Here is a 26,519-nt window from a genome sequence, read left to right as displayed (position 1 = left end):
CTCGGATCGTTTTCCGATATTTCGGCGATGCGGGCAAGGCTACATCGGCACGCGCATCGTCACCTTGCGCGGGCGCTCGCCATTGCCCTGGACGAGAACGGTCACGACACAGGACTGACCGTCGCCGGAGGGATAGACTGAAAGAAGCTGGCCGCCTGTTTCGCGCACGACGCGGGCGACGGCTGCGCCGCAATCGCTGGCAGCCAGAATGTAGTGGCCCTGCTGATCAGCCTCGGGCGCCGTGAAACCGGAAAGCCCGGCTGCAAGCGTCGCGATGATGAGAGGTGATGCCATTCTACAAACTTCCACAAAAAACCGGGTGCGTCTCGAACCCTATTGTGACCGAATATGTAGCGCAAAGCGTCTGAATGGCAAATGAATGCCGCCCCCGCCGTGAAGGGCGATGACGGGAACGGCATCCCGGCAGGCATGCTCAGCGAATGGCGCGGGTTGCCGAAAGGCGGCCGTAAAGCGCGATCAGGCCGCCAATTCCGCCTGCCACCGTCACCAGCCCTTCCGCCAGTTCGCCCTGCAGGCCAGCAGGCAGGTCAAGGCCGGCAATGCTGAAAAGCGGTGCAAAAACCGCAATCAAAGCACCCCAGATCGTGCGCGATTGATACCATGGTTTGGTACTCTCCATAATCTCGTCCTTTTCGTTGTTTTTCAGGCACATGTCAGAGCGGGAGAATGGCCTGCGCCGCCACTCCCGAAGGCACCGCACGGCCGAGCTGCCGGACACGCACGGAAATGTGATCCCGCAAGGTCGGGAAATCTGTGAGTTCGTCCGCCGCAGCATAGAGCCAGACAGGTTCGGAGACCTCCGCCATGCGTCTGGCGTCCCAGCCATCCAGCACCTCGACGCGGTAACGCTCGGAAGGTTCATCCAGCGGTATCTCCGTCGCGTCCCAGCCATCGGCCTCCATCCGCCCCCGGCGCATCCATTTAAACAGAATGCCGTCCTTGCGCCGCTCTGCGGAAATATGCACCGGCGCGAGCGGTGTTTCGGCGCGCAGACCGCCCTCGAAAACGAAAGGCCCGGCAGGGGGACCCGCCCTGCCCGCGGCTTCCGCGATCCAGTTCAGGCGGCGTCCGCGCTCGCTTGCGGCAAGACCGAGCGGCTGGACCGCAGCATCCAGCACCACGACCGGGCTACCCATGGTCGCGCCTGCCGCCAGCGCGTCTTCCGTGCCGCCAAGCCCGCGCAGCAGGGTGGAAAGCCGCCAGCGCGAGGGTGCGATTTCCTCAGCCCGCGCAAAGCCGACAATCTCCCACACGCCGTTTGCGGCGCTGACGGCGATGCGATTTTCGCCGTTCAGCACCGACAGTTCCGGCGCTGAGGAAAGCTCACCGAAGGGCAGATCGAGCAGGATGGTGTTTTTGCGATCGAAACGACCGGAGGGACCGGACATCAGCGGCACGACCAGCCGACCGATCATCGCCGGCCGGTCGAGCAAAACGCGCTGCCGATACCCTTCCGTGCCGGGTGATGCGGAAACAAGGATAGGCCGCCAGGGCTTTGCAAGGACGGCAATGCGCGCCGAATCTTCCGGAGCGACGCCGTCATGGCGCGGCAGGTCGAGGAACAGCACTTCCGGGGCAAAACCTTCGGCACCGCTTTCCCCGCTGCTGCGCCGCTCATCCGCAGCCCCCGTAAAGGTGGAGAAAGTCGCGGAAAAGGCGCGGGCTTCCACCTGCCGCACCGCGCCATCCTCGATCCGGCTGACCAGAAAGCGTCCCGAAGGAGCCTGCGGGAAAACATCCTGCGGAAGACGGATGCAGTCGCCGGGCTCCAGATCGACCTCCGTCGGCGTCAGCGCAAAGCGCAATGTGCGACGCGCCTGCCGATTATCGCGCAAGAGGGCATCGGCCGCCGCTTCCACTGTTTCGGCTGGCACGGCTGCGTTGAGGTCAAGCCGCATCACGCGGCTGCCGGCATTGTCGATGCGGCGCGAACGCAGGCTCGCCTGCTCGTAGTCGAGCGCCGGATTGAACGAGGTCAGCACCGCCTCGGCAGCGAAATCGCTGTCATGGCCGCGATTTTCCGACCACAGCGGCTCATCCTCCAGATCGGCAAGCACTGCAATATCGCGGAGAGGCAGGACCGCCGAGTTGCGGGAACGGAAACGCAGCGTTCCGCCATCTTCCGCCACATCCACCTGAAACGCCACCATCAGCGGCTCCAGCAGGTTGCGCGCCGAGGTCACGTCACCCTGCACATAACCTCCCAGATCGCCGCTGATGGCGGAAACGTCGAAGTCAAAAAAACCGTGATCGGAGAGGATGGCGGCGATGGCATCGGCGAGTGTTGCCGTGCCCAGCCTCCCGTTCAGCCAGTGGCCGGTGCGCCAGTTGCCGCCATCGCTCCAGGCCGCACCATTCTGCGGAAAGGCGGGAAAGGGCCGCGCATCCCAGGTCCATAGATAGACCCTGTTTGCATCGACCATCGCCGCATCACCCTTTCCCCAGTGGTCGAGATGCGCCTCCAGGAACCGCCGCTGCTGGCTGTCGGCGCGGCTTCGGCAGGAAAAATAGGGAAAGGCGTTTTCCGCCGATTTCGGATCGGGAAAGACATTCGGACGCGTCGCGCTCTTGTCCACCGCCGGGCAGCCGAGTTCGGTGAACCAGATCGGCTTTGCGCCCGGCACCCATGCGGTCGGCGTCAATTTCTCCGCCCCTCGCACCCGGTCGTAATGGGCGTTCAGCCACCAGTTTCGCAAATCCTTGTAACGGAAAACCCATGGCTTGCCCTTCAGCCCATCGGTAACGGGCGTGCGCCGCCGCGCGGCGCGGTCGGCATCGCTGGCATAATACCAGTCGAAACCCTCCCTCGCCGTGATGGCGCGGCGGAAGGCACCGGCATCATCCGGGCCGATCATGCCGTCAGGATTGCCGTTTGCGGCATCCTCATCGCGCCAGTCGGAAAGCGGCATGTAATTGTCGATACCGATGGCACTGATATCAGGGCTCGCCCAGAGCGGATCGAGGTTGTAGAAGACATCGCCCGAGCCATCGGCCGGCTGGTAGCCGAAATATTCGCTCCAGTCCGCCGCATAGGTCAGCTTCGTCGCCGGTCCGAGAATTGCGCGCACATCGCGTGCGAGGCGCACAAGTTCCTCGACGAAGGGAAAGGCATCGTTCTGGTCCCTCAGCGCCGTCAGCCCGCGCAGTTCCGAGCCGATCAGGAAGGCATCCACCCCGCCCGCCCGAGCCGCCAATGCCGCATAATGCAGCACCATGCGGCGATAACCTTCGTCGCGATTGCAGAAGGCAAGAACCTCCGCCCGCGCGCCGGCGCTGCGTTCCGGAGAGTTGCGCCTGCCGGGTGCGGGAAAGCAGGTGACGCGGCCGCGCCAGGCATAGGCGTCCTGCTCATTTTTGCCATAGGGATCCGGCAGACCGTTGCCTACGGGAACATCCATGATCATGAAGGGATAAAGGCACACCCGAAGACCCCGCGCCTTGAGGTCAGCCACGGCCTGCAACACGCTTTCGTCGCTGGGCGTGCCACCATAGGCCGGGCCGCCGCGATGATGGCTGACGAGGTGCGCTTGCCCGCGTGCAACACCGGCAACGGACCATGACGCGGTTTCCCCGTCACGGCCTGCAACTTCCACGCCCGGCAGAACACGGCATTCGCCCGCCCGCATGTCGGTACCGAACCAGCTTATCACTAGCGCCACGCTCCCAAGATTGGGGCAAAGCGCCTGCAACTCATCGATTGCGGCCTGCCAGTCGGTTGCAGCCGTCAGGCCGTTGCGGTTCATGACGCGGCTCTCACCCATGCCGGTGCGTTCCGAGACCTGCGCCGTGGCGTAACCGTGTTCCGTCGCACCGGGGATGATGGTGATGGCGCGGATGGATTTTTCCAGCCTTCCAACCGGGCGCACCACCTCGAACTGCATGAGCGGGATGCGGTTGCCATAATTGTCGAGTGGCAGGCGTTCGAACACCATATAGGCAAGGCCGCGAAAGGCCGGCGCATTGCCCGCGCCCTGTTTCGCCTCGATCAGCGGATCGGGCAATTGCCTCTCGCTGCCGGAATAAAAACGCATCTCGACGCCGGTCAGGTCCAGTTCGCGCCCATCGGCCCAGACGCGCCGCACCATGGCCGCCTCACCCTCGCATAACCCGATGGCGAGATTGGCGAAGTATCGAAAGGTCTCCACTTTCGGGCCGCGGTTACCCTTGCCGCCACGCCGTTCAACCTCGATGCTTTCCTCAAACCGCGTCGCCCATATAAGCGTGCCGCCGATCCTCGCCGTGCCGTAGAGCCGGTTGATGGCTGCGCCCTCATCCGCACCGGGAATGCGCGCCGTCGAAAGCCTTGCGCCTGATACCGTCCGCCCGTTCGAAAGCAGGGCGCGGTCGACGGCATTGCCGGCCAGCGCGCCGGCGGCACGGCCGATGATGGCGCCGACGGGGCCGAAAATGCCGCCGAGTGCCGCGCCCGCCGCCTGAAAGAGAATGGTCGCCATGGTCGCCTCGGAAAATATCATGGATCGGGAAAACGGAAGATGCCGGCAATGCGCCGCTTCCAGCCGGGCACCAGTGCAGAACGCAGCACCGCCGCCTGTTCATAGGCATGGATGAAATGCTGAGGCCCTGCGAGAATGCCGAGATGTTTCGCCGCCGCTTCAGTCCGCCATCGGAACAGCAGCAGGTCTCCCGGCAGCGCCTCCTCCATACCGCTTACTGCCAGGAAATATCGCTGCGCGGCATCCATCAGCCGGTCCCCGCCACCGCGTTCGGCCCAGTCAGGCGCGTAGGGCGGCGGCAGTTCCGGTTCCTCGCCGTAAAGCGAGCGCCAGATACCCCTGACGAGGCCGAGACAATCGCAGCCGACACCCTGCAAAGACGCCTGATGCCGGTAAGGCGTGCCGATCCAGCCTTGTGCCAGCGCCAGCACTTTTTCTCCGGTCTTCGTCATGGAAACAACACCTTGCCATCGTGGGTCTCGCCGCCGCGGGCGTAGGAATAGGCGAAATCAGCCCCCGGCAGATGCGGGAAGCCGCGAAAATTCAGGTGATTGGCAAATTTCGCCTTGCAGGTCGCGAAGCTCTTGTCGCAGCCGGCCGTGACTGAAAAAACATCCCCCGGCGACGGCGCCCGTTCCGGGGCCAGCCAGAAGGACAGGTGCGTGCCGCCATCGCGCTTGTCATGCCCGTCGAGATCGAAACTCCTGCCCGTGAGCCCGCCGGTTACAAACCGCAGCTTTCCACGGCTGAAGAAACCTTCGGCGAAAGCGTCAAGCCCGGCCGCCAGCAGATTACCGGCCACATCCACGCCCGTAACGCTGCCGCTGCCGGTGAACCGCGCAAGATCGACGCCGCATCGCCGGTCACCCAGTGCAGCATCGCAGCGGCGGCCATAGACCCTGCCCTGCGGCTGGGACAGACGATGCGCGATGCTGCGCAGCTCAGCGCGAAATGCACCGCCCGCCCGCGTGACCTCGCCGATTTCGCGCATGTTGAGCAGCATATGCTGTTCCGGCGCCTGCCAGTTGACGAGGAAAAGCGCCACCTTCGCCCCATCAAAACGCCCGGCAGCCAGATCAATTTCGGAAATCGCCTCGCTGGAGAAACCGCCGGTCACTTCGCCTGCACTCGCACCCAGCCCGGTTTCGCTATCGCTATCACTGGCCTGGAAGCCGCTTTCGGCCAGATAGGTCACACCGGCAAAGGAAAGGGCCTCATCATGGTCGGTAAAGCCGATCACCATGCCGTCCTTCAACATCACCTTCCAGCAATGGCATGTGGTCGTCGCATCCCCCCCGAGATGCTCGGCAAGGGCAAGGGGAACGATCTTCATGGCAGGATTTCCATCAGCGGAATGGAGGGAATGCGGCCCGCCTCGAAGGCGGTCAGGTTCAGATCGATACGGTCGATCGCAAACCGCACCGGCACATCGAATTCGAAGCCCGCGCGGATTACGGCACCGGCGGGCGGCACCCGCCCGGGGCTGAACGTCACCATGCCGGTCGCATGATCGACCGAAAAATCCGACGGCAAGGCCCTCACACCCTCGACCGAGACGGAGACCGAAGCCTCGACCGGTTTCTCCACCCGCCGCGTGAAGGAACCGCCGGCATCGGCATAGGTCTTCACCAGCTGAAAACGCGCCATCATCCCGTCGCCGGTGCCGATCTTATGGTCGGTCGCGGCAGGCGCCTCGCCCGGCGGGCAGGATTTGAAGTCCACGGGATCGCGAAACCTGAAACCGTAAAGCTCGCCGCGACGCGCCTCGAAAAAGGAGAGCACCTCGTAAAGATCGGCAACGGAGCGAATACCGGATCCGGCGTCATAGGCGCGCCTGGCATTCTTCCAGCGCTGATTGCGGTTTTCCCGGCCGCTGGAAAGGTTGACGATATCGGTTCGCCTCACCGGCCCGCCGCTCACGCCAAGCGCAAGCCTCAGCGGAAACCGCACTTCATGAAATGCCGCCATCTTGTTGTTCCACGAATCTTTTTACTGTGTTGGAGAAATCAAGGCGCCCGCTCGCAAGTGGACATGCCGCACGTCACAATCCGCGCTGGCCGCGCCCGACGCTGCGGGCAAGCATGGCGGCGATCTGGCCTTCGGTTTTCTTGAAGCTCGCCGCATCGGTCGCCGTCACGTTGAAAACGATCTGCCCACCACCGCCGCCTGCCGGTGCGGCGACACCGAGAGCGCCATCCGAGCCGCGCTTCAGCGGCAGGATCGCCTCCGCCCCCGCCTCGCCCATCAGGCCAAGCCCGCCGCCCATCGGGAAAAAAGCGGGGCTGGAAACCACGCCGCCATCCGCAAAAGGCGTGATGCTGCGTCCCGGCACGCCACCATCGGCAAAGGCGAACAACGAACCGCCACCGTTCAAAAGCCCGCCGACGGCGTTGCCGATCATGGTCTCAAACGGCTTCAGCCCGGCGGAAAGCGCCATGCCGGAGAGACGCTCCCCAAGCCCGCGCAGCACCTCGTCCAGCCCCCTGCCACCCGTCGTCGCTGACTGCATGGCGGCGGCAAGAGCCGCACCGAACCTCTCGGACCGCCGCTCGAGATCGCCCATCACGTCAAGGAGGACTTCCGCCTCCCCGCGGCTTTCCGCAATCGATCCTTCGCCTGCCATCGCCCTTGCCTTTCTGATTCAAAACGGAGCCGTATATTTTTGAATTGCCTGGTCGTTTCCATGGTGCAAAACGCAACTCACCCATCCGGAAAAAGCCGCATCATCGTCTCCATCGACTGACGGTCGACCGTGCGGAAAAGAGCGCGTGTGCCACCCGTCATGGCGAAAAACTCCCTCGGCGTCAGCCGCCAGAAGGTGTCGGAAGAGAGCCGCAGCAGGCAGAAGCCGGTGTGGATTACCGCCTCCCAAGGGAACGGACGCCCTGTAGTATCGCCTGCCCCGCCTGCTGCGGCGCTCAAGGGTCCGGCGACGTCTCTCCCCTGGAACCGGCGAAGGTCGCCGTCAAAAGATCGGCGACAATCGCGGCGTGGCCGGCAATGCCGCCCTCGACGGTCGCCGCGGCCACATCCTCATCGGAAAACACATTGCCCGCACCGCGCAGGCCCGCACCGATCACCCGGATGATGTCGGCGGCCTTCATGCGCCCGCCTGCAAAACGCTCGGCAAGCGCGGTGAGATCATCGGCCTGAAAGGCGGTTTCGAGTTCGGCGAGGGCGCCGAGCGTCAGGCAGAGAATACGCCTTTCGCCGTCAATCAGCGCCTCGATCTCGCCGCGATGGCGGTTCGCCCGCCCGTAACGCAATCCCTGCGGCATCAGAGCGCTCCAAATGTGAGGAGACCGGCCGATTCCAGCGCGATCTCGAATTGCACCTCACCATCGTGACGGCCGGAATATTCAAGCGCAACGATCTGGAGCGGTCCGGTGATGGTGCCGAAATCCGGAATGACGACTTGCCAGCCCGGAATGGTGCCGGCAAAAAACGCGCCGCGCACCAGCGCATCGCTCGCCAGGTCCTTGAAGATGCCGGACGCCGTCAGCGACGCCCGCTGCACGCCTGCGCCGGCCAGAAGCTCGCGCCAGCGTCCGGCGCTTTCACCGTCGGTTATGTCGACGGCCTGCGCATTGAAGGCCAGCCGCTTGGTTCTGAGCCCCGCCACGGTCACATAGGAACCGGCATTGTTGATCTTCAGCAGCAGGTCCTTGCCCTTCTGCGCCACCATGATGTTCTCCCTCTCGTGTCGGCCAGGGCCGTTTCAGTTGATGTCGTCTCGATTGATGTTGCCGGCTAGCAATAGGCCTGCTACCAAAAGCTCTCCCGCATCTCGCACCCCCGATTTTCATCATGTCCGACGCCGCCCCTTCCACGTCTCGCGTGCGCCTTATCGGCGTGCTTGCGGTCGGGCAGATCATCAGCTGGGGCAGCGGTTTCGATATGCTGGCCGTGCTTGGGCCGCGGATCGGACAGGAGCTGGTCATCGCGAATGAGGTGGTTTTCGCCGGCCTCACCGTCATGATGACCATCAGCGCGCTATGTGGTCCGTATCTCGGAAAAACGCTCGTGCGCCACGGCGCAGCGCCCGTGCTTGTTGCTGGTTCGTTGCTGTTTGCCGCCGGTTTTACCCTGCTCGCCTTTGCAGGCGGCGTGATAAGCTATGCCATCGGCTGGGCCGTGATAGGTCTTGCCGCTGCCTGCGGCCTGACGACAGCGGCCCATGCCGCCGTTGTTGAACGCGTCGGCGCGGAAAGCGGCCGGTTGCTGACGCTTCTGATGCTGTTTACCGGGCTTTCTGCGGCGGTTTTCCTGCCGCTTACCGCGATTGCGGCTGAGCACTTCGGCTGGCGCGGCACCCTCATCGCTTATGCCTGTCTGCAACTCTTCGTCCTTCTGCCTCTTTATGTCTTCGTCCTTCCGGGACGCCCGGCCCGTAAAACCGCAAAGTCAGGCGAAGCGGCCGCGATTGCACCTTCGCCTGTCGATACGAAACGCGCCTTTCTGCTGCTGGCCGCCATGACGACGATCAGCGCTTTCACGACCTTCGGCCTGTCGCCGCTGCTGCCCCTTTTGCTGGTGCAGGCGGGCGCCACGCAATCGCTTGCCGTGCAGCTGGCAGCGGCGCGCAGCGTGCTTGCGATTACGGCACGCGGACTGGATTTCCTGCTTGGAAAACACGGCAATCCTTTCGTCACCGCCATGATCGGCTTCTGTCTTCTGCTGCTCTCGCTCCTGCTGCTGCTCGCTTTTGCCCCGGCTGTGCCCGCTTTCATTGCCTTCATCGTGTTCTTCGGCTTCGGTGCGGGCGTTCTCACCGTCAGCCGGGCGGTGTTGCCGCTGGCGGTGTTTTCACCGGAGGAATATGGCCTTCAGGCCGCACGCATCTCGCTGCCGCAAAACCTTGCCATTGCCGTTGCACCCGTCGTCTTCACGATGGCGCTGGATCGTGGCGGGGTATCGGCCATGCTGACCATCGCTTCCGTGTTGATCGGCATTTCATTTCTGCTGCTGATCGTCCTGTGGAAAGCCGTGCGCAGGCAGGGCTCCTGAAACGACACTATTCCGTCACCGCCCTGAAACGCATTTCCGCAAGGAAATTCCGCGTCTTCGGCTCCCGTCGTGAGCAGCTGGAAAGGAATTGCAGACTGACGAGCGAGACGCCGGCAAGCGGAAGGGGTGCATCGTCGAGCAGGGTTTTCACCCGCTCGGCAATCTCGCCTGCGCGCCTGCGGCCGTTGGCGTCGCTCCAGATTTCCAGCGCCAGAAAATGTTCCTCGGCCTTTTCCGTCGCCGTCGAATAGTCGCGGCTTTCAAGGTTTCCGATAATGATTGAGGGCAATAGCCCGCGCGGTAAAAGCCGGTCGGCAATACCGCCGGGGACAAGACCCACCAGCGTGGCGTCACCGGCAAGCCGTGCGAAAATCGCCTGCAGAAGCAGGTTCGCTGCACTCACGGGCTTTCCTCCTCGCAACGGCAGACGATGAAGCGGCCGGTTTCGTCCGGGTCCATCACGGTGCGGATCGCCAGAATGCGCCGACCCTTGCGAAAGCGCATGCCGGCGGCGATGTCGCTGCGATGGCTCAGCCAAACGCGATGGGTGATCGTCACGCTCTCGACCGAGGCACGTTCATGGGACGCGTCCGATACGGGTTCGATCGCGGTCCAGAGCGAGCGCAGGACATTCCAGCTTTCCACAGCACCGCCCTGCCCGTCCGGCGTTTGCACGCGCACCTCCAGCTCCAGCCGCGCCGTCAGCTTGCCGGGATCGAGAAAAACGAGGTTCATGACGAAAGACCCATACGGCAGAAAGGTGATACCAGCCGCTCGTAACCGGCGGGAACGCCTGCCGGCTGGTTTTCCAATGCGACGGCTCCCCGAAAGGCGAACATCTGGGCCACATGCAGGAGAATGGCGCGTTTCAGCGTGTCGGGCACATCCGTACCCGCCTCGCCGTAACCGGCAATGAAATCGATCTCGATGCCGTTCATCGCGCGTCCAGGGATCGGCCGATCGCGCAGCCACAGCCTTGCGGGCCGCGCCTCGCCGTCAAGCAACTTGTCATTGGCGGTGATGTCAGCGGCGCGTCCGTCACCATCAAAAACCAGAATCGTTTCGATGGCTTGCACCGGTCCCTTGCCAATCGGAATCACATTGCCCGGCGGCCATCGATCGAGATAAAGCCGCCATGTCTGACGCAGGAGGCAAAGGCCGGTCGTGCGTTCCAGATGCTCGCGGGCGGTGCGGATCAGTGCCGTGAGCAGCACGTCCTCGTCGCCGCTGTCGAGACGCAGATGCGCCTTGACCTCGGCAAGCGTCAGCGGCTCCGCCTGCGGCGGATGAATGAGGGCATAGGTCATGGGGTCTCCGGAAGGAAGATAATCGTATTAGCGAGCGGGTACCGCTTGTTTCTTCTCCCCGCCGGGGAGAAGTCCGCGGCAGCGGGATGAGGGGGCGACGGCAGAGATATGCGGAGAGCTTGCCCCCTCATCTGCCCCTTCGGGGCATCTTCTCCCCCTCGGGGAGAAGAAAAAGCCGCAAGGTCTGCGGTTAATTCACCCCGAATTTCACCAGCTTGATCGCCTCGAAATTCTGCATGCCGCCGCCCACGCGTTTGGTGGTGTAGAACAGCACATAGGGTTTGGCCGAATAGGGATCGCGCAGGATGCGCACGCCGGTGCGGTCGACGACGAGGTAGCCGGCGCGGAAATCGCCAAAAGCGATGGCGAAGCTGTTGGCGGCCACATTGGGCATGTCTTCGGCTTCCACCACCGGAAAGCCCATCAGCGAGGCAGGCTGGCCGGCGGCGGCAGGCGGATGCCACAGATAGGCGCCGGTCGTATCCTTGAAGCGGCGCAGCGCCGCCTGCGTCTTGCGGTTCATCACGAAGTTGCCGTTCTGGCGATGGCCGGCCTTCAGCCCATAGACGGTATCCAGCAGCACATCCATCGGCCCGGCGGAGGCAAAGCCGGCCGAAACGCCGGTTGCCACGTAACCAATATTGCCCCAGCTCCAGCTATCGTTGGTGACGGCCGTATAGGACAGGAAACCTTTCGGTTTGTTGACGCCGTCACCGGTGACGAAGGCGGCAGCCTCCTGTTCGGCAAAGGCAATGTCCACCTCCGAAGCGATCCAGGTCTCGATATCGACCGCCGCATCATCCAGCAGGCCCTGTGTGGCGGCCGGCATGGCGTAAAGTTCCATGGTCGGAAAGGAAAGCTCGGAGAGCTTCGGCGTCGTCGTCTCCGGGCGAGCCGCCGTTTCGGAGACCCAGCCGGTGGCAAACCCTCCAGGCGAAAAGGGTTTTTTCAATACCGCGGTGGACACCTGCCGCACGGTTGCGAGCGCCCGGATCGGCGAAATCGCCGTCATGCGCCGGCCGATCTCGCCATCCGTCTCGCTCGGCAGCAGAAAACCGCCATCGGCGCCGGTCGATCCGGCAAAGGCCTTGGCCTCCAGATCGCGCAGCGCGCCCTCCTCACCCCGGCGGATATAGGCCTCGAAAGCGGCCTTGTGTTCATCCGCGTCATGGGAGAGCGCTTCCTTGCGGCCGAGAGCGGGCCGCGCCTTCTTCAGTGCCAGATCGTCCATGATCCTGCGGTTGTCGTCCAGCGCCTTGTCGATGCGGTCGAGCTTGTCGCGGGTCACGACGTCGGCGCCCATCTTGCGTTCGATATCGGCAAGCCGCTGATCGTTGGTGTCGCGGAAAGCCTCGAAGGCTTCCATGAATTCGTCGAAGGCGGCCGTTATGGTGTCGGGCACCGCCTTTATCTGCGGCGCGACCGTCATTGCGGCCGGTTTGGTGGTCTGGTCTGTCATGTCGCCATCCTTGTGTCGGAAGTATCTGTTGGAAAATCAGCGTTTGAAGGCGGTGTCGAAAAGCGAGCGCGCGGCGCGGCGCATGCTGCGCACCAGTTCGGTCTCGCGATCGCGGAAGAAGCGGGCATGCTTGACGTCGGAGACCCGTGCCGAAGGCAGCATCGGAAAGGTGACGACCGAGATTTCCCACAGATCGGCCTCCAGAATGCGCCGGACGCCGGAGCGCGCCGCCTTGCCGGAACGCCCCTCCCTGCTGGAACGTACGGTGCGAAAACCGATCGACAGCCCGTCCAGCGCGCCCGTCTTCATCAGCGAATGGACCTCACGGGAACGGGCGACGCCGGGGGCGAGAACCCCCTCGACGTAAAGCCCGCGCTCATCTTCGCGGATGGTGCGCCATGCGCCGATCGGCTCGGCCGGATCATGCTGGTAAAGCATGCGGATGCCGGCTGCGCCGCGTTCCTCGATGGAGCGGTGGAAAGCGCCGCGCTCGATCACGTCGCGACCGAGATCGACCTCGCCGAAAACGCTGGCATAACCGGAAAACGTGCCGTCTCCGGATATGCCGCGCAATTCCAGACTGGCGAATTTGCGCGTGGCGGGACGTGGCCCGCGATAGGCGTGCATGGGTAACTCCTGCAATGGGGAAAAGGGGGGCCGTGTGGAGGCTAGGTGCGGGGACGGGCGTTGTAACGGTCGGCCACACGCACCAGCAGGCCAAGCCCCCACCAGGCCACCATGCTGGCGGCGGCCGAGCCCGCCACCATGATCTCATGGCCTGAAAGCGCACCGGCAATATCGAGCTGCTGCACGATCCACAGGCCAACCGGGCCGCCGAAGATCATGCCGCAGGAAACGCCGGTGATGAAACGGCTGGCGGCTTCGCGTTTGCTTTTCGGCAGGAGATAAACGAGCGACACACCCGCGCCCGCCACGGCGCCGGTGATGCGGGCGGCCCAGATGCCGGCCTCATTGGCGAATTCAGACATGGGTAATCATTCCGTTCTAGGATGTGGTTATCGGGCGGACGCGCCGCGTCGCCCGCAGGCGCTCTTTGCGCGCCCGCGATGGATGATTTTACGAATCTTCGGAATCGCTTGGACGGAAAGTCTCACGGAGAGATTCCGCTTCTTCAGAAATTGATTCATCAGGGAAGGTGCAGCTTCGCCCTCCCCGGCCGTGATCAGTAACCGACGGCTTCGCGCTTTTCTTCGTCGCTCAGGAACGAGGCCGCGCCGATGCGAGCCCAGAGCGCATCCCGCTCGCCGGAGAGGCCGGCGATCCGGTCGAGATCGGGCTCCAGGCGCAGCCCCGCGCCGAAGACCGGCGCGAGCCAGCCGCACAGCCTTGCCGCCGTGCGATAAACGAGCGGCAGTACGGTGAGACGATAAAAGGCGCGGTTCGCCTCCTGGTAATTGGCATAGGTATTGTCGCCGGGAATGCCGATCAGCATCGGCGGCACGCCGAGAGCAAGCGCTATATCGCGTGCGGCACCGTTGCGCGCCTCCAGAAAATCCATGTCGCGGGGCGAAAGCCCCATGGCCTTCCAGTCCAGCCCGCCCTCCAGAAGAAGCGGCCGGCCGGCATTCATCGCGCCCTGATAGCCCTCTTCCAGCTCCCGTTTCAGCCGTTCATATTGCTCGGTGGAAAGATTGCCGCCTTCTTTCGGCTGATAGATCAGCGCGCCGGAAGGCCGGGCGGAATTGTCGAGCAGGCGCTTGTTCCACTGGCTCGCGGCATTGTGCAGATCGAGAGCGGCGCCTGCGGAAGCAAGCGGCGCAAAACCCGCCCTGTCGTCCAGCGGGTGAAAAAGTTTCAGGTGCAGCAGGCCCAGCCCGTCACGGTCGCTGGCAATGCGCCTGATGGCGCGGCCCTCGGCACGGTAATCGTAGCCCACTGGCCAGCCATCAGGCCCTTCGACGATGCTGACCCGGTCGGGCCTCAACAGATGCAGCTCACGCAGTCGTTCGCCCACCATTAACGGCTCGATATAGGCATTTCCGGCCAGCATGAGGTGACCATAAAGCGCTTCGAAGAAATCCGGCCCGCCCATATGGGCGCTCGGTCTGGAAAGCAGCGCCAAAAGCGGGTGATCGGCCAACTCCTCGTCGCCATCATAAAGCAGCCAGCTGACCGCGGCGGATGTTTCCGCCACCATGCGGGCGGCGCGATGCGCCACGGGGTTTTTCATGAAGCCTTCGCGCGCGAGCGCCGCATAGGACCGGCCGGACCAGAAGGCCTGCCCGCCCTGCACCGCCACCGCCATGAAGCCACCAGCCATTTTCTGGCTTTCAGGCACAGCTTTGCCATCCGCCGGGCGCAGCCACGGCAGGGAGAAAGGAAATCGCATGGAGTTGTCCTTGGTTTGACGGCGTACAGCGTCCTTATGCCGTCACCCCGGACGAGATCCGGGGTCCAGCCAGCCCAAGTCCTTGGGCTGAAAAGACTCCTGTCGCCGCGCGAGAGCCGCCTCGGCTGGATGCCGGATCCAGTCCGGCATGACGGAGGAAAGGTTTGCGCACATTTTCAGCAGACTACGTGCGGATGCGTGCTCCCACTTTCGCAGGTGAAAGCAAATTACCGGATCGGCGCTTTCACCGCCGTATCGCTGTTGAAATCGGCGGCAATGCGGGTCTCGCGCAGCGGTTTCACGGTGCGGGTGGAAAGATCATAGGCGGGATCGGCCTTATAGGCCGCCAGCGCCGCCTCATTTTCGAACTCGCCATAAACGATGAAATCGACCGAATTGCCCCATTGATCCTTCTTCACGTTTTCGCCGATTTCCAGCTTCAGCGAATGCGGTATGGCGGTAAGCCCGGAAAGGCCCCGGCGCACGGCGTCGCGATTTTCCTCGGGAACGGTGAAAAAGACGATATGGCGGATCACGGTGTCACCTGTCATGCAAAACTCAATTGCGCCTTCGGCGTGCGAGTAACGGGTTATCATCTGGTCCGCCCCGGTTCAATCCGCGCCGACGCTAAGAATCGCACCTCGTCACAGACCAATCCGGCTCCTGAAAATCGGGGATGCCTTAACATCCGGTTTTTCCACATGACGGCCGTCAGGACTAAATCGATTTGAAAAAACCTTAATCGATTTTAATCCGGAGGCCGCGGTTTTGAGGTAAAAAATTCCTTGAATTCCCGAAGCTTGGCGCGCTAACTCCACTCACCGCGCAATTCAGCAGCGGCGATCATTCAAGGAGGAATGCCACAATGACAGCGACAATCCCCCAGAACGTTTATGACCGTCTCGAGAACGAGTGGCGCCAGATGCGTGAAACCGGCTCCCAGCCGAAACCGGCGCAATCCCCGAAGAAATAAGACCGGCCAGACGCCCGAAATGGGCGTTGACGGTGCCTCGGCTTTTCTTCTCCCCGCCGGGGAGAAGATGGCCCGAAGGGTCAGATGAGGGGGCAAGCTCTCCGCATCTCTCTACTCTCTCAGCACATCTTGACCGTGGCCCCTCATCCGGCGCTGCGCGCCACCTTTTCCCCACTCGGGGAGAAGAAGCCGGGGGCATCCGCTCGACCGGTAATTGGCTTTCATTCGCGGGAGCCAATAATCACCGTCCTCACATGCCCCGCACCTTCGGTTCACTCACCACCATCGTCGTCAGCGCCGTTATCGCCCAGACGAGCGCATCCAGCCGGTCCGGCGAGCGCCCGGAGGATAGGCCGTCGGGGCCGAAATCCGTCATCTGGTCTTCCAGCTTTTCAAACCGCGCGGTGTGGCGCACCCTGCCCTGCTCGTAGAGTGCGGCAACCGGCTCGGCGCGGGTAAATTTGCCGCGGCTCGCCCGCACCAGCGTCAGCGGCAGGTTGGCGTCGATGCTCTGCAGCATGGCGCGCACCATCTCTCCGCCCTGATTGACCTCCGCCACCACCCGATCCGCCTCGTGGCGGCGAAAGGCGGCGACCACGGCGCGGGCCCAGCCGGCCGGCGTTTCGCCTTCCACCGAACAATCCGCCAGCACGTTAAGACGCCCGGACATGCCGAGCCCCGCCACGACGATGCCGCAGCAAGAATGTTCACCGACGCCGGCGGGCGGATCAACCGCCACCACGATCCGCGTGAGCGGTTCATGCACGGCTTCGATGATCGCTTCCAGATCGGTGCGTTTCCACAGCGCGCCCTCGCGCTCGTCGATCAATTCACCGCCGATTTCCTGACGCCCCAGCCGGGTGCCGCCGTAACGGGCCTGCATGGCTTTGAGAAAACCGGGCGAGAGATTGCGCGCATTCATGGCCGTCGGCATCCGCGCCACCCGCGTAGAGGGATCGGCAAGAAGCGCCTTTAAAAGCGGAATGGGCCGTGGCGTGGTGGTCACCAGTTGCCGGGGCGTTTCACCCAGACGCAGGCCGAATTGCAGCATGTCCCAGGTTTCCTGCGGATATTTCCATTTGCCCAGCTCATCTGCCCAGGCCATGTGGAATTGCGGGCCGCGCAGGCTTTCCGGGTCTTCCGAAGAAAACATCTGCGCCATCGCGCCATTCGGCCAGAGGAGCCGCCGGCGCGATACCTCGAAGGCGGGGCGCTGGCGGCGGGCGATGCGGCAGATGCCGGAAATGCCGTCGATCATCACCTCGCGGGCGTCGCCCAGCGTTTCGGCCACGAGCGCGATGCGCAAATCCGACTGCTTGCCAGAGGACGCGACACGATGCACCCATTCCGCCCCGGCGCGGGTCTTGCCGGAACCGCGCCCGCCGATCAGCAGCCATGTCCGCCAGTCGCCCTCCGGCGGTTGCTGCGGCAGGTTGCCGATGAAACGCCAGTCACGCAGGAGGTTGAAGACCTGCGCCGGCAGATGGGGGCCGGTCGGCGTATCCGTCATGTGTCGGCTTCTGCCGGGGGGCTGCAGGTGGGATCGACCTCCATCTTCGCGCGGCATTTCTGTTCAGCCAGTTCATCGATGCGGTTGAGGAAATGCGCCACCGCCGCTTCGTAATCCCCGGCCTCGGTTTCGTCTTCGCCGAAAAGAGCTTCCCTCTCCTCCGCCAGCACCCGTTGCAGGGCGTCGATCCGCTCCAGCGTGCGGACGATCAGCGAAAGCTGGTCCGTCGCAGCCTTCACATCGGCGCGCGCCAGCTTGCCCGAAGCATCCTCCGCCGTCGCCAGAAAGGCCGCTTCGCTCGCCTGGCGGAGATTGCGGTACAGGCAGAACTGCTCGCGCATCTCCTCCGTCAGCTCGTTCAGCAATTGCCGCAGGCTGCCATTGCGCGCCGCATCTTCGGCAGCCAGCCTGTCGGCCCGCGACTTCGTCTCCGGCGCGGCTTCAAGCGCGTCCTCAGCCGCATAGGCGGGCGTTTCCGGCCAGACGCCGTAGAGCGCCGGATCGCAATTGCTGGAGATTGTCATGGGATTGGCCTGCGAGAGAAAGAGCAGCGATTGCGGTTATGCGACGGAACATCTTTTCCCCGCGCAGACGCGCGCCGGCTGGATGCCGGGTCAAGCCCGGCATAACGAGGAGAAAGGCTCTGGCCCAGAGAACAAAACTGGACGGCGGCTGGATGGGCAACAATATGGCACCGACTATGAGGGAAGCTTGCCATCAAACCGGAGACAACCCTTTGGACCGTGCGCCGTCTTCAGCCGCAAATCTCCGACTGTAGCCAAACACTATCAAACCACCGTCACGGTGTAAAGGATTATTTTCCTATAATCATGATTTTTATCCTGCTCACAGGATTTGCACCCTCGCCCGTCACATATTACACTCAGCACCAGGTGGTGAGCACAAGGGGCAAGTCAAGTTGTTGAAACAATGGGTTGAGCGGTTGTTTGCGGGTCTTTCGGCAACCGGCATCGTCTTCGGCACTATTCTGTTCTGCGCTTCGCTCACGCCCTCGCTCCTGCCGCGTACATGGCTGATGCAGGGGGTGCTGTGCGGCTTTTCCTTCGCCATCGGTTATCTGATCGGTGTCGCTTTGCACGCCATCTGGGCCTATCTGGAGCTGCCCGAACCCTCGCGCCACAATGCGCGCGGCATTCGTTTTCTCATCGCGCTCGCCGCCGCCATCACGGCCATCGCGTTTTTATGGCAGGCGAAGGACTGGCAGAATTCCATCCGCGTTTTGATGGAGCTCGATCCGCTACCCAGCGCCCACCCCACCAAGACCGGCGGCCTTGCGGTGCTGGTCGCCGCCATCCTCATCGGCGCTGGCCGGCTGTTTCAGCTTATCCGCCGGTTCTTTGCGGCGCGCAGCCGCCATTTCCTGCCGCGCCGCCTTGCCAATGTGCTCGGTATCGCGGTGGCAATCATCCTCTCATGGATGCTGCTCAATGGGCTGATCTTCGATATCGGCCTCAGATTTGCCGATTCCTCGCTGAAACAGGTGGATGCGCTGATCGAACCCGACGTGCCGCGCCCGTCAGACGCACTCAAGACCGGCAGCAGCGCCTCGCTGATGACATGGGAATCGCTCGGCCGACGCGGGCGCGAATTCGTCGCCGAAGGCCCGGCGGCCACCGAAATATCCGCCTTCACCCATCGCCCGGCAAAGGAGCCGCTCAGGGTCTATGCGGGCCTCAACTCGGCTTCGACGCCGGAAGAAAGAGCGGCCTTAGCGCTGGAGGAGCTGAAACGGGTCGGCGGTTTCGAGCGCAAGGTGCTTCTGGTGGTCATTCCCACCGGGACCGGCTGGATCGACCCGGAAGCGCTCGATACGGTCGAATATCTGCATGATGGCGATATCGCCAGCGTCGCCGTGCAATATTCCTATCTCTCGAGCTGGATCGCGCTGCTGACGGAGCCGGATTACGGTGTCGAGACGGCACGCGCTTTGTTCGAGGCCGTCTATGGCTACTGGACCACGCTACCGAAGGAAACGCGGCCGAAGCTTTACCTGCATGGCCTCAGCCTCGGTTCGCTCAACTCGCAGAAATCCTCGGATCTCTACGATGTGCTCTCCGACCCGTTCCAGGGCGCGCTGTGGAGCGGACCGCCCTTTTCCAGCCCGACATGGCGCATGGCCACCAATGGCCGGGTGAAGGGCACGCCGGAATGGCTGCCGCGTTTCCGCGATTCCTCCGTCATCCGCTTCGCCAACCAATATACGACCGCGCATATGCCCGATGCGGAATGGGGGCCGATGCGGATCGTCTATCTGCAATATGCCAGCGACCCGATCACCTTCTTTGAGGCCGCCTCGCTTTACCGGCGGCCGCAATGGATGGCGCATCACGGGCCTGACGTTTCGACATCCTTCCGCTGGTTCCCGGTCGTCACCCTGCTGCAGCTCGGTCTCGATGTCGCCGCCGCCACCACCGCGCCCATCGGTTATGGCCATGTCTATGCGCCGGAACATTATATCGATGCATGGACGGAGGTGACCGCGCCAAGCGGCTGGAACCCCGAGGAGATCCAGCGGCTGAAGATGTTCTTCAAGGCCCGCCGCGGCTCCACCGATCCGGCGTGAGCGCGGCGGGCTTACTTTGCGCCTCAACCCTTCAGCCGGTCCAGATTGTCGGCTATATAGGTCTCCAGTGAACGCGGCGCATGGCCGGTCAGCGTCTCGACATCGCCGGTCACCACCGCTGTCCAGCCTTCGCGCACGGGATAAAAGATCGAAGCGAGGAACGAGGCATAGTCCTGCGGCACGCCCGCACCGGTGAGGATGCCGATGAAGACCTCATCCGAAACAGCCGCGTAAGAAACCGGCTTGCCGATGGCCTGCGATATCAGCGCGGCCGCTTCACCGTAACCTAGGGCTTTCGGACCCGTTAGGTTGAAAGCCTTGCCGTTAAAGGCGTCAGAGGTCAGGGCTGCGGCAGCGCTGTCGGCGATGTCGCGCACGTCGATGAAGCTCGACTTGCCCTCGCCGGCCGGCACGGCGATCTGGCCGTGGTCGATACCGGCCTTCCAGTAGCTGTGGAAATTATCGGCAAACCAGTTGGGTCGCAGGATGACGTAAGGCGTGCCCGAAGCGATGATCTTCAGCTCGATCTGGCGATAGGGAATGGAATCATCGGCATCGACGCCAAGGACGCTCAAGAACACGATCTTCACCTTGCGGCGCGCCGCCTCCTCGACCACAGGCGTCAGCGCGTCGATGGCATCCAGACGCCCGCCCGCCAGGATGAGGAACAGACGGTCAACACCGTCGAAAGCATCCGCATAAGTCGATGCGTCGGTATAATCGAAACGCACGCCTTCCGCGCCGCCTGTGGCGTTGCCGCTGCGTGAGGCGGCCTTCACGCTTTCGCCCTTCGAAAGGAGCGCTTTCACCAGCGGCGTACCGATGGTGCCGGTGGAACCGATTACGAGTATCTTGCCTGTCATCTCAAATCTCCGTAGTATCTGATGGAAACCATGTTTCGAAAACACAGGTACTGCGTTTGCGAAATCATGAAAAGAGAGCACTTTTCGGTTAGCTGGTTTCCTTTCGGAAACCGGCATGGCCCCTGAAACGACGGAATGAACCCATGGAACGTATCTATGACGTCTATGAAGACCGCTGCCCCACCCGCATGGTGCTGGACAGGATTGCCGACAAATGGGCGCTGCTGATCCTCGACCGGCTGCGGGTGGAAGCGGTGCGCTTCAATCTGCTGCGCCGGGAAATCAAGGGCATTTCGCAAAAAGTCCTGTCGCAGACGCTGAAGAAGCTCGAGCGCGACGGGCTGATTTCGAGGCAGGTGTTCCCGACCGTGCCGGTGACGGTCGAATATTCGCTGACGCCGCTGGGGCGGACGCTGACCGACACAGTGGCGGCGCTTGCCCATTGGGCAGAGGGGAATATCGACGCGGTTATGGCGGCGCAGAGGGCTTATGATGAGCGGGCGGTGGTTTAGAGGGTCTTCGCGCCCGCGTAGCGACGGAAGCATGGGAGCGGCAAACTCCTTTGCCGCTTCGTTTTGCAGACCATCGCTTCCGTCATACCGGACTTGATCCGGTATCCAGCCAGCCCAAGTCCTTGGGCTGAAAAGACTCTATTCGCCGCGCAGGCGCGCGTCGGCTGGATGCCGGATCGAGTCCGGCATGACGGAAGCGGGTTTCGCGTATCTTCCACTCCCTCAAACGCTCCTACCGCGAAATCCGCGTCGACAGAATGATCGACGACAACGTCCGCTCCACGCCGTCAAGCGCGCCGATCCTGTCGATCAACCGGTCGAGATCAAGGATCGAAGGTGCGGCCAGAATGGCAATGAGATCGAAGGTGCCGCTCACCGAATGCAGCGTCGTCACCTCCTTGATGGCGGCAAGGGCCGCCGTCACACCGGGCAGCGCCTTCGGCCCGATGGTAATCAGCACATGGGCGCGCACCAGCCCGGAAAGATAGCTTTCCGAAAGCCTGAGGCCATAACCCGCGATCACGCCGTCCGCCTCCAGCCGCTCGATACGGGCCTGCACCGTGGTGCGCGAAAGGCCGAGTTTGCGCGCCAGTTCCGCCACCGGCATGCGGGCATTTTCGGAAAGCAGGGCGAGCAGCGCCCGGTCCTTGTCGGCAATCGTCATAGTGACCAATCCTGTCGTCTTATTGCCTAATATTAACCCGCTATCCGCACATAGTGAAGCTGCGAATCGTCAATAAAAACTGGCATTCTGTTCCTGAAGCGCATCTGCGCTGACACATTTGCATTCATTGCGGGGAACAAAAACATGAAAAACATTGTCGTCATCGGCGCGGGCAATATCGGGTCGGCCATCGCCTGGATGCTGGCCGCATCAGGCGATTATCGCATCACCGTCGCCGACCGTTCGGCCGATCAGCTGGCCAATGTGCCGGCGCATGAACGGGTCGACACCGAAATCGTCGACATCACCGACCGTCCCGCTCTGGAAGCGCTGCTGAAGGGCAAATTCGCCGTGCTCTCCGCCGCCCCCTTCCACCTGACGGCGGGCATCGCCGAAGCGGCCGTTACTGTCGGCACGCATTATCTCGATCTCACCGAAGACGTGGAATCCACCCGCAAGGTCAAGGCTCTCGCGGAAACAGCCGGGACGGCGCTCATCCCGCAATGCGGCCTTGCGCCCGGCTTCATCTCCATCGTCGCTGCCGATCTTGCCGCCAAGTTCGACAAACTGGACAGCGTGCGCATGCGCGTAGGCGCTCTACCGCAATATCCGTCCAATGCGCTCAATTACAACCTCACCTGGAGCACGGACGGGCTGATCAACGAATATATCGAGCCCTGCGAAGCAATCGTCGAAGGCCGCCTTACCGCCGTTCCGGCGCTTGAGGAGCGCGAGGAATTTTCGCTCGACGGCGTCACCTACGAGGCGTTTAACACCTCGGGCGGCCTCGGCACGCTCTGCGCGACGCTGGAAGGCAAGGTGCGGACGATGAATTACCGCACCATCCGTTATCCCGGCCATGTGGCGATCATGAAGGCGCTGTTGAACGACCTCAACCTGCGCAATCGCCGCGATGTGCTGAAGGACCTGTTCGAAAACGCCCTGCCCGGCACCATGCAGGATGTAGTCATCGTCTTCGTCACCGTCTGCGGCACCCGCAACGGCCGTTTCCTGCAGGAAACCTATGCCAACAAGGTCTATGCCGGCCCGGTTTCCGGCCGGATGATGAGCGCCATCCAGATCACCACCGCCGCCGGCATCTGCACGGTTCTCGATCTGCTCGCCGAAGGCGCCCTGCCGCAGAAGGGCTTCGTGCGACAGGAGGAAGTGGCGCTGCCGAAGTTCCTCGAAAACCGGTTCGGGCACTATTATGGTGCGCATGAGCCGCTGGCCCGGGTTGGGTGATTTAAAGGCACAGCATCGCCGCCGGTTTCTTCTCCCCGCCGGGGAGAAGGTGGCCCGAAGGGTCGGGTGAGGGGGCAACGCCAGCGATGGATCGCACCCTTGCCCCCTCATCCCGCTGCCGCGACCTTCTCCCCCTCGGGGAGAAGGCGAAACAGGCACCCGCTCGCTCCGGCGCTGCGGATCAGCGCCGCGTTCACGTCCCGCAAAAGGTCCTGAACACCCGCTCATGGCTCATCGGCGGCTGCATATAGACAAAATTATCCGGCCGCTCCTCGAAAGGCGTGGCGATTGCTCTCAGCATGGCGTGGAAGGGCTCGAAATCCCCCTCTTCCACCGCTGCCTCGATCAGTTCCTCGATACGGTGGTTGCGCGGGATGATGGCGGGATTGACGGAGAGCATCGCCGCTGATCGTTCGGAATCGGAAATCTCCTCGCGACCGGCTCTTTCCCGCCAGCGCGCCAGAAATTCGTCTGCCCCCGAAATATCGATGAACATGCCGCGAAATGGTTCGGCATCGCCATTGGCCGCATGGGAAAGACGCCGGAAGGTCAGCGTATAATCCGCCTCCGATGCCTGCATCAGCGCCAGCAGCGCCTGCACCAGATCGATGTCGCCCTCTTCCTCCACCGTCAGGCCAAGCTTTTCGCGCATGCCGGTAAGCCAGCGTTTGGGAAAGGCGGCGGCGAAATCGGCGAGAACGGCATTGGCGAGTTCGGCGGCTTTTTCCACCTGCGGATCGAGCAGCGGCAGCAGGCATTCCGCCAGCCTTGCAATGTTCCATTGCGCGATGCCCGGCTGGTTGTTGAAAGCATAACGGCCCTGCGCATCGATGGAGGAAAAGACCTTGTTCGGATGATATTCGTCAAGGAACGCGCAGGGGCCGAAATCGATGGTTTCGCCTGACACCGCCATATTGTCGGTATTCATCACGCCATGGATGAAGCCCACCATCATCCAGCGGGCGATGAGGTCGCATTGCCTCTCGGCGATGCCTTGCAGCAGGGCGAGATAGGGATTGTCTGCCTGTTTCGCCTCGGGATAATGACGGTCGATCACATAGTCCGCGAGGTTCCTGATCGCCTCGTCATCCTCGCGCGCCGCGAAGAACTGGAACGTGCCGACCCGGATATGGCTTGCCGCCACGCGGGTGAAAACACCACCCGGCAGGCCGACTTCGCGCTGCACCCTCTCGCCGGAGAGGACAGCCGCCAGCGCCCGCGTGGCGGGAATGCCAAGTGCAAACATCGCTTCCGACACGATATATTCGCGCAGCACCGGGCCAAGGGCCGCGCGACCGTCTCCCCGGCGCGAAAACGGCGTCGGGCCGGAGCCCTTCAGCTGGATATCGCGGCGTTTGCCGTTCCTGTCGATCACCTCACCCAGCAGAATGGCGCGGCCATCGCCCAGCTGCGGCACGAAACCGCCGAACTGGTGGCCGGCATAGGCCATGGCCAGCGGCTCTGCCCCCTGCGGCACGACATTGCCGGAAAAGATCGCCGCCAGCCTTTCATCGTCAAGGCCGGCCACATCGAGAAGGAGTTCATCGGCCAGCCCACGATTGAAGGCGATGAGCCGCGGCGCCTTCACCGGCGTCGGCAGCACGGCGGCGCTGAACCGTTCCGGCAGGCGGGCATAGGAATTGTCGAATTTCATCACGGATAAACTCCCTGCTTTGCCCCTATATGGGGCCGGAAGGCGGCGGATGCGAGCGATAAATGCCCAACCTCCTCCATCGCCTCATTCAATTTTGCGCAATGAACTTTCCCGCGCCATCATCGTTCCTATGCTTGACCCGCAGAATGCCGAAGGAAAGGAAAAGCAATGACCGTCGTTGAAGCCGTAGCCGAGCCGGAAAGCGCCATCCGCATCATTCACACCGACCTGCCCGTCAACGCCACCTTCCATGTCTGGCTGAAGGCGAAGAAAGATGCCGAGCCGGGTGCCGTCTCCTTTTCCAATCAGAATGGAAAATTCGCTGAGGTTTCAAGCGTCAACACGGAAGAGTTCGGTTTTCGAATCTATCAGGTTTTTGGCGGCGGCCATGTGGAGCTGAGTTACGACACGGTCACAACAGCCGTTTCCGTCATCTACTGGTTCACGGCGTCGGATGTGCTCGAAACCGGCATTACCGTCGTCCATACCAAGCCGGACAATGCCGCACCGGAGCTTCCCGGCAGCTATCACTTCCGCCCGCCTTTCGGCTGGATGAACGACCCGAACGGTTTCGGACGCTTCGAGGGGCGCCCGCACCTGTTCTATCAGCATTATTCGCACGGGCTGCGCTGGAACACCATGCATTGGGGCCATGCCGTCTCGTCGGATTATCTGCGCTGGCGGCACCTGCCGATCTTCCTTTTCCCTTCCGAAGATCTGACGACGCGGCCGGACAAGCGCGGCGGCGCCTATTCCGGTTCCACCATTCCGCTGGTGGAAGGCACGGGCATCCGCGTCTTCTTCACCGAGCAGGTGCAGGACCGCATCCCCGAACAGCAGATACAGCTCACCGCCACCTCCTCCGATCTCATCATGGCCGGACAGGCCGAGGTCATTCTCGGCCACCGCCCGGACGGACAGGGGCTGACGCCGGATTTCCGCGACCCTTATGTCTTTCGCGGCCCCGACGGCCTGTGGAAAATGGTGCTCGGTAGCCAGAGCGATGGCGGCGGTGTGATCCTGCTTTACGAGACGCTGGACCCCACCGCCGCATCGGGCTGGACCTATGTGGGCAAGCTGTGGGTGGAAACCCGTTATAAAACCACGGCCATCGAATGCCCCTGTCTGCTGCCGCTCGATGGACCCGCCAATGCCCGCTCCACCCGCTGGGTGCTGGTCTATGGGCTGATGCATTCGGAGGACCCGGAGACCGGCCGCAAGAACCTCACCATGGCCGATGTCGGCTGGTTCGACGGCAAGCTCTTCACCAAGGAATCCGGGCAGGAGCTGGATTTCGGCACCGATAATTACGCCTTCCAGGCCTTTCTGGATGGCGACAGCATCATCGGCATCGGCTGGCTGGCCAATTGGGCGGATGCCAATCCGGAGATCGATTTTCCCACCTCCATGACGCTGCCGCGCCGGATTCACTATGCAAACGGCGAGCTGCTGACCCCGCCCATCGGTGCGGCGGAAAGCCTGCGCAGCCATATTCTCGACCGCACGCGGCTGGCCGCCGGCGAACGCGTTACCTTCATCAACGGGGCGGTGGAAATATTGTTCGAGCTTGCCTCACCCGGCGCGCCCTTCGAACTGGTGCTCGATCATCCGGCGGTCAGGCTGGGCGTCGTTTCCGATGAAACGGGCCTGTGGATACGCCACGAAGACGGGCGGGAAGGTCCTTCGCCGCATTACATCGCCACGGGCGCAAGAGCCTCGCGCGTCCGCATCTTTCTGGATTACGGCTCCATCGAAGTTTTCGCCAATCGCGGCCGATATGTGGGCACCAAGCGCATTGAGGGTTTTGAACCGGTGCGCTCGGCGCTGCTGAAGGCCGGCCCCGGTGCGGTGGTGCATGCCACCAGCTGGGCGCTGAAACCCTGAGGAACCTTTTGGCGGATCGGGCGGTTGATAGA

General features: G+C 62.8%; 28 protein-coding genes. 5 read left to right on the top strand and 23 right to left on the bottom strand.

Going from position 1 to position 26,519, the window contains the following annotated elements:
* Positions 1–39: 39 nt before the first annotated feature.
* The 10 genes from FY152_03135 to FY152_03090 all read right to left on the bottom strand — a co-directional run bounded on the left by FY152_03135 (position 40) and on the right by FY152_03090 (position 8,160).
* The gene (locus FY152_03135) at positions 40–294 is read right to left on the bottom strand and encodes a hypothetical protein (protein ID UXS31132.1); all 255 of its coding nucleotides are present in this window, start codon (positions 292–294) and stop codon (positions 40–42) included.
* A 139-nt stretch (positions 295–433) separates the two neighbouring features.
* On the bottom strand, positions 434–640 hold the full coding sequence (locus tag FY152_03130) for a hypothetical protein (GenBank protein ID UXS31131.1): 207 nt from the start codon (positions 638–640) through the stop codon (positions 434–436).
* A 34-nt stretch (positions 641–674) separates the two neighbouring features.
* A complete protein-coding gene (locus FY152_03125) occupies positions 675–4,475 on the bottom strand; it encodes a hypothetical protein (protein UXS31130.1) in 3,801 nt (1,266 codons plus the stop codon).
* Positions 4,476–4,492: 17 nt separating this feature from the next.
* Complete coding sequence (locus FY152_03120) at positions 4,493–4,927, bottom strand: peptidase P60 (protein ID UXS31129.1); 435 nt, start codon at positions 4,925–4,927, stop codon at positions 4,493–4,495.
* Entirely contained in the window at positions 4,924–5,808 is an 885-nt protein-coding gene (locus FY152_03115; protein UXS31128.1) for a DUF2163 domain-containing protein, read from the bottom strand. The genes FY152_03120 and FY152_03115 overlap by 4 nt, the downstream gene beginning before the upstream one ends.
* Complete coding sequence (locus tag FY152_03110; protein UXS31127.1) at positions 5,805–6,443, bottom strand: TIGR02217 family protein; 639 nt, start codon at positions 6,441–6,443, stop codon at positions 5,805–5,807. The genes FY152_03115 and FY152_03110 overlap by 4 nt, the downstream gene beginning before the upstream one ends.
* 73 nt (positions 6,444–6,516) lie before the next feature.
* Positions 6,517–7,098: a phage tail tape measure protein gene (locus FY152_03105; protein UXS31126.1), complete on the bottom strand. Its 582-nt coding sequence runs from the start codon at positions 7,096–7,098 to the stop codon at positions 6,517–6,519.
* A 77-nt stretch (positions 7,099–7,175) separates the two neighbouring features.
* Entirely contained in the window at positions 7,176–7,397 is a 222-nt protein-coding gene (locus FY152_03100; protein UXS31125.1) for a phage tail assembly chaperone, read from the bottom strand.
* Positions 7,394–7,753: a gene transfer agent family protein gene (locus FY152_03095; protein ID UXS31124.1), complete on the bottom strand. Its 360-nt coding sequence runs from the start codon at positions 7,751–7,753 to the stop codon at positions 7,394–7,396. The genes FY152_03100 and FY152_03095 overlap by 4 nt, the downstream gene beginning before the upstream one ends.
* Positions 7,753–8,160, bottom strand: a complete 408-nt coding sequence (locus FY152_03090) for a phage major tail protein, TP901-1 family (GenBank protein UXS31123.1) — start codon at positions 8,158–8,160, stop codon at positions 7,753–7,755. The genes FY152_03095 and FY152_03090 overlap by 1 nt, the downstream gene beginning before the upstream one ends.
* A 122-nt stretch (positions 8,161–8,282) precedes the next feature.
* On the opposite strand from FY152_03090, the gene FY152_03085 reads away from it, so the two are divergent.
* Complete coding sequence (locus FY152_03085; protein ID UXS31122.1) at positions 8,283–9,482, top strand: MFS transporter; 1,200 nt, start codon at positions 8,283–8,285, stop codon at positions 9,480–9,482.
* Positions 9,483–9,489: 7 nt separating this feature from the next.
* Here the strand turns inward: FY152_03085 and FY152_03080 are convergent, their stop codons facing one another.
* From FY152_03080 to FY152_03035, 10 genes are all read right to left on the bottom strand, one after another.
* Positions 9,490–9,885 (bottom strand): DUF3168 domain-containing protein, encoded by a 396-nt coding sequence (locus FY152_03080; GenBank protein UXS31121.1) that lies wholly within the window; start codon positions 9,883–9,885, stop codon positions 9,490–9,492.
* Positions 9,882–10,217, bottom strand: a complete 336-nt coding sequence (locus FY152_03075; protein ID UXS31120.1) for a phage head closure protein — start codon at positions 10,215–10,217, stop codon at positions 9,882–9,884. The genes FY152_03080 and FY152_03075 overlap by 4 nt, the downstream gene beginning before the upstream one ends.
* Positions 10,214–10,789 carry a hypothetical protein gene (locus tag FY152_03070; GenBank protein UXS31119.1) on the bottom strand — a complete coding sequence of 192 codons (576 nt, stop codon included), beginning with the start codon at positions 10,787–10,789 and terminating at the stop codon, positions 10,214–10,216. Before FY152_03070 ends, FY152_03075 begins: the two co-directional genes overlap by 4 nt.
* Positions 10,790–10,979: 190 nt before the next feature.
* Positions 10,980–12,248, bottom strand: a complete 1,269-nt coding sequence (locus tag FY152_03065; GenBank protein ID UXS31118.1) for a phage major capsid protein — start codon at positions 12,246–12,248, stop codon at positions 10,980–10,982.
* A gap of 36 nt (positions 12,249–12,284) precedes the next feature.
* Complete coding sequence (locus tag FY152_03060) at positions 12,285–12,875, bottom strand: HK97 family phage prohead protease (GenBank protein ID UXS31117.1); 591 nt, start codon at positions 12,873–12,875, stop codon at positions 12,285–12,287.
* A gap of 41 nt (positions 12,876–12,916) precedes the next feature.
* Positions 12,917–13,237: a hypothetical protein gene (locus tag FY152_03055; protein UXS31116.1), complete on the bottom strand. Its 321-nt coding sequence runs from the start codon at positions 13,235–13,237 to the stop codon at positions 12,917–12,919.
* A gap of 194 nt (positions 13,238–13,431) precedes the next feature.
* Positions 13,432–14,598, bottom strand: coding sequence for a phage portal protein (locus FY152_03050; GenBank protein ID UXS31115.1), 1,167 nt, complete (start codon positions 14,596–14,598; stop codon positions 13,432–13,434).
* Positions 14,599–14,825: 227 nt separating this feature from the next.
* Positions 14,826–15,149 (bottom strand): Dabb family protein, encoded by a 324-nt coding sequence (locus FY152_03045; GenBank protein ID UXS31114.1) that lies wholly within the window; start codon positions 15,147–15,149, stop codon positions 14,826–14,828.
* Positions 15,150–15,821: 672 nt separating this feature from the next.
* Complete coding sequence (locus tag FY152_03040) at positions 15,822–17,081, bottom strand: DNA-packaging protein (protein UXS31113.1); 1,260 nt, start codon at positions 17,079–17,081, stop codon at positions 15,822–15,824.
* Positions 17,078–17,605 (bottom strand): hypothetical protein, encoded by a 528-nt coding sequence (locus FY152_03035; GenBank protein ID UXS31112.1) that lies wholly within the window; start codon positions 17,603–17,605, stop codon positions 17,078–17,080. Before FY152_03035 ends, FY152_03040 begins: the two co-directional genes overlap by 4 nt.
* 419 nt (positions 17,606–18,024) lie before the next feature.
* On the opposite strand from FY152_03035, the gene FY152_03030 reads away from it, so the two are divergent.
* Positions 18,025–19,665, top strand: coding sequence for a hypothetical protein (locus FY152_03030; protein ID UXS33194.1), 1,641 nt, complete (start codon positions 18,025–18,027; stop codon positions 19,663–19,665).
* A 23-nt stretch (positions 19,666–19,688) separates the two neighbouring features.
* Here the strand turns inward: FY152_03030 and FY152_03025 are convergent, their stop codons facing one another.
* Entirely contained in the window at positions 19,689–20,528 is an 840-nt protein-coding gene (locus FY152_03025; GenBank protein ID UXS31111.1) for an SDR family oxidoreductase, read from the bottom strand.
* A 143-nt stretch (positions 20,529–20,671) separates the two neighbouring features.
* Here FY152_03025 and FY152_03020 point away from each other — a divergent pair, with 143 nt between their 5' ends.
* Entirely contained in the window at positions 20,672–21,040 is a 369-nt protein-coding gene (locus FY152_03020; GenBank protein UXS31110.1) for a helix-turn-helix transcriptional regulator, read from the top strand.
* 232 nt (positions 21,041–21,272) lie between these two features.
* Here FY152_03020 and FY152_03015 read toward each other — a convergent pair whose 3' ends face one another.
* Entirely contained in the window at positions 21,273–21,704 is a 432-nt protein-coding gene (locus FY152_03015) for an Lrp/AsnC family transcriptional regulator (GenBank protein ID UXS31109.1), read from the bottom strand.
* A gap of 144 nt (positions 21,705–21,848) precedes the next feature.
* Here FY152_03015 and FY152_03010 point away from each other — a divergent pair, with 144 nt between their 5' ends.
* A complete protein-coding gene (locus FY152_03010; protein ID UXS31108.1) occupies positions 21,849–22,949 on the top strand; it encodes a saccharopine dehydrogenase family protein in 1,101 nt (366 codons plus the stop codon).
* 193 nt (positions 22,950–23,142) lie between these two features.
* Here the strand turns inward: FY152_03010 and FY152_03005 are convergent, their stop codons facing one another.
* On the bottom strand, positions 23,143–24,603 hold the full coding sequence (locus FY152_03005; protein ID UXS33193.1) for a YdiU family protein: 1,461 nt from the start codon (positions 24,601–24,603) through the stop codon (positions 23,143–23,145).
* 168 nt (positions 24,604–24,771) lie between these two features.
* Here FY152_03005 and FY152_03000 point away from each other — a divergent pair, with 168 nt between their 5' ends.
* A complete protein-coding gene (locus FY152_03000; GenBank protein UXS31107.1) occupies positions 24,772–26,487 on the top strand; it encodes a glycoside hydrolase family 32 protein in 1,716 nt (571 codons plus the stop codon).
* The last annotated feature ends 32 nt before the right edge of the window (positions 26,488–26,519 follow it).

Source organism: Agrobacterium tumefaciens (assembly GCA_025560025.1).
In the GTDB taxonomy this organism is placed as follows: domain Bacteria; phylum Pseudomonadota; class Alphaproteobacteria; order Rhizobiales; family Rhizobiaceae; genus Agrobacterium.
The sequence above is the reverse complement of the archived record's forward strand: the minus strand, read 5'-3'. Positions and strand labels throughout refer to the sequence as shown.